3 protein-coding genes are annotated in these 2,601 nt (G+C 58.7%); all 3 read left to right on the top strand.

Annotated features, from left to right (window positions below; all coding sequences use genetic code 11):
- Nucleotides 1–67: 67 nt before the first annotated feature.
- The 3 genes from FT726_RS26730 to FT726_RS26720 all read left to right on the top strand — a co-directional run bounded on the left by FT726_RS26730 (nt 68) and on the right by FT726_RS26720 (nt 2,556).
- Nucleotides 68–1,768, top strand: a complete 1,701-nt coding sequence (locus FT726_RS26730; protein ID WP_346303789.1) for a DUF4942 domain-containing protein — start codon at nt 68–70, stop codon at nt 1,766–1,768.
- 105 nt (nt 1,769–1,873) lie between these two features.
- On the top strand, nt 1,874–2,239 hold the full coding sequence (locus FT726_RS26725) for a hypothetical protein (protein WP_203025730.1): 366 nt from the start codon (nt 1,874–1,876) through the stop codon (nt 2,237–2,239).
- Nucleotides 2,240–2,262: 23 nt separating this feature from the next.
- Complete coding sequence (locus FT726_RS26720) at nt 2,263–2,556, top strand: hypothetical protein (protein ID WP_346303788.1); 294 nt, start codon at nt 2,263–2,265, stop codon at nt 2,554–2,556.
- Nucleotides 2,557–2,601 lie beyond the last annotated feature (45 nt).

Here is a 2,601-nt window from a genome sequence, read left to right as displayed (position 1 = left end):
TCGCCCGTTCTGCCCTCACGGCGAGGAACTCAGAGAAACATCACTTAAACCACACGGGAGACACAACATGTCACAGCAGAACGTCAACACCACGGCTTCAGAATCTAAAGAATCATCTCTTTTTAACGGCCAGGGCGATCATGGTGGAGCGGGGGAACTGCTGGGCGACAGCTTCTTTGCGCCAGTAGAGTCGGATCTGATTGATTCGCTGCTGGGACGCTATCAGCACACCCGGGCGAAAATTGAAGCCATTGCCAGCATGGTGACCAGCGGTGAAAACGCCCCGGCGGTGGCGCATTTTATTAGCGGAAACCTGAGCAGCCGCCGGGGCTACTACGGGCGGACCGTGAGCGAAATGTTCAGCGTGCCGGGCGCAGTCGCGTCCCTGAATTCGGCATTCTGGCAGGAGGCGTTAGACCTGACGGATGTTTACCAGTACATGCCCAACGACCGTCGCAACGAGTGGAATGAGCAGATCCGCGAAATGGCCGCGCCGGATTTTGAGGAAAAAACGGTACGCGCCACGCTGTCTGAGCTGCTGTTTTCGCGAGAGAAATTTTTTGCTGAGCGCATAGACGGGATTTTTCGCAACCTGTCCGGGGAACACCTCACCAACCGCCCGGAGGGCTTTGGCAAGCGTATGATCATGGCGCGCGTGTACGATGAGTGGGGCGGCAACAACTACGAACGCACCGGCTACATTGATGACCTGCGCCAGGTTATCGCAAAATTCATGGGCCGCGATGCCACCAGCTACCGCACCACAGACAAAATCCTGCAGATTGCCCGCAAGCGTGCCGGGGAATGGCTGACCCTCGACGGGGGCGCGCTGCGCGTGAAAGCCTTTCTGAAAGGCACGGCACACCTTGAAATTCATCCTGACATGGCCTGGCGGCTCAATGACATTCTGGCGTTTCTGTATCCGGCAGCGATCCCGGCGGAGCATCGTCAGAAGCCGCGCACAAAGGCGAAGAGTTTTAACCTGACGTCGAACCTGCTGCCGTTCAGCGTGCTGAGCGAACTCAGCGAGCTGGAGATCGAGCGCACTGAGCCGCAGCAGCGTAATCGCTGGGAAGAGCCGCGCGAGCCGGTTACCACAAATCCGAATAACCGCCGCTTTAAGAACCTGATGAACTTCGACAAGGCCGTGCGTGCGGAGGCTGAAAACGTGCTGATCAGCATCGGCGGCGTGAAGATGGCCAGAAACGCGTTTACATGGTTTGAGTTCGACTACGACCCGACCACGGCGATTCAGGATATCCAGCTGAGCGGCGCGCTGCCGGATCAGAAAACGCACCAGTTTTACCCGACAACCCAGGCGCTTGCCGCGCAGCTGCTTGACGAAGTGAACATTCAGGAGGGCGAAACCTGCCTGGAGCCAAGCGCGGGTATGGGCGGACTTGCCGACCTGATGCCGCAGACGCATACCACCTGCGTGGAAATCTCGCCGCTGCACTGCCGCGTACTGGAGGCCAAAGGGCACACGGTAATTGAGGGCGATTTTCTGCACTGGGCGCAGGAAACCCGTCAGCGTTTTGACGTCGTGGTAATGAATCCACCTTACAGCGAAGGGCGCGCCGTAGCGCATCTGAACGCAGCCGCTGCGCTGGTAAAAGAGGGCGGGCGACTGGGGGCCATACTGCCAGCGGGGGCGGATAAAAAAGGCGTGCTGCCGGGCTGGGACTGCAGCTGGTCTGAACCAATGGACGGCATGTTTGCAGGGACGGGCGTTCGCGTGATGCGTCTCGTAGCGTATAAGCCAGAGTAACGGACAGAAAAAAGGCAGGGTGTGAACCCTGCCTGATTCCGCCCCTGGTATCTACGACGAAGCCGGGGCATCAGAGAAACACTGACCACAGAACAGGAGATCAATGTGTCTACAGCGCAAACCTTATCACTGGATAACCAGCCAGTAAACCCGGGATTACCCGCGACGTGTGAGCCGGTGCGAATGGACGTTATCGAAGAAATTGCCGCAACGGCTGCGGAAACTGAGCGACCGGCGCTTATCTGGGGAAATACGGACCGCGCAACGGTTGCGGCCGAGGCATTATGGATATATGCCCGGCGTACCGGTCTTGACGGAAGCGGGGACGAAGCTTACACGGCTGTGCAGGATCTGATAGCTAACCTGATGCACCTGTGTGAACAGGAAGGCATAACGGACGAAAACGTAACATTTGCGTCGCTGGTAAGTATGGCGGAAATGCATTATCAGGCCGAGCTGGACGAATGTTAAGAGCAGTGAGCGCGGGGCTGTTTATGGCCCTGCAGCTGCTTGAGCCGCGGCTTAAAACCGGGCGGCCCTGCGGGCCGGGAAAAGACGGTGCTGACGCACCGCCTCTCTCCCTTCGCCTGCGCTTTCTCTCTCCGGGACGCTGTCTCACGGTCTTCTCTCTCTGCTTCCTGCTGCTCTTTGTTCTGCTGCTGTGCTGCAGCTGCTTCTCCGTTTTTCTGTCCATGAAGGTCAACGACATAAACAGCCTGATGGCCCCCTCCGGCTCCCCGGCGTTGCCGGGTCGTCAGCCCCACTGCGCTAACCGGCTGCGCCGGTAAGCTCCGCCGAATCCCTCCGGGGTTCGGGCCTGCCGGCTAGGGTCT

The organism is Pantoea sp. Morm (assembly GCF_016643525.1).
GTDB classification, from domain to species: domain Bacteria; phylum Pseudomonadota; class Gammaproteobacteria; order Enterobacterales; family Enterobacteriaceae; genus Pantoea; species Pantoea dispersa.
Note: the sequence above shows the minus strand (reverse complement) of the source record. Positions and strands in the feature narration are given on the sequence as shown.

Coding starts and splice junctions, on each gene's coding strand:
- FT726_RS26730 (WP_346303789.1), top strand. CDS start 68: ATGTCACAGCAGAACGTCAACACCACGGCTTCAGAATCTAAAGAATCA.
- FT726_RS26720 (WP_346303788.1), top strand. CDS start 2,263: ATGGCCCTGCAGCTGCTTGAGCCGCGGCTTAAAACCGGGCGGCCCTGC.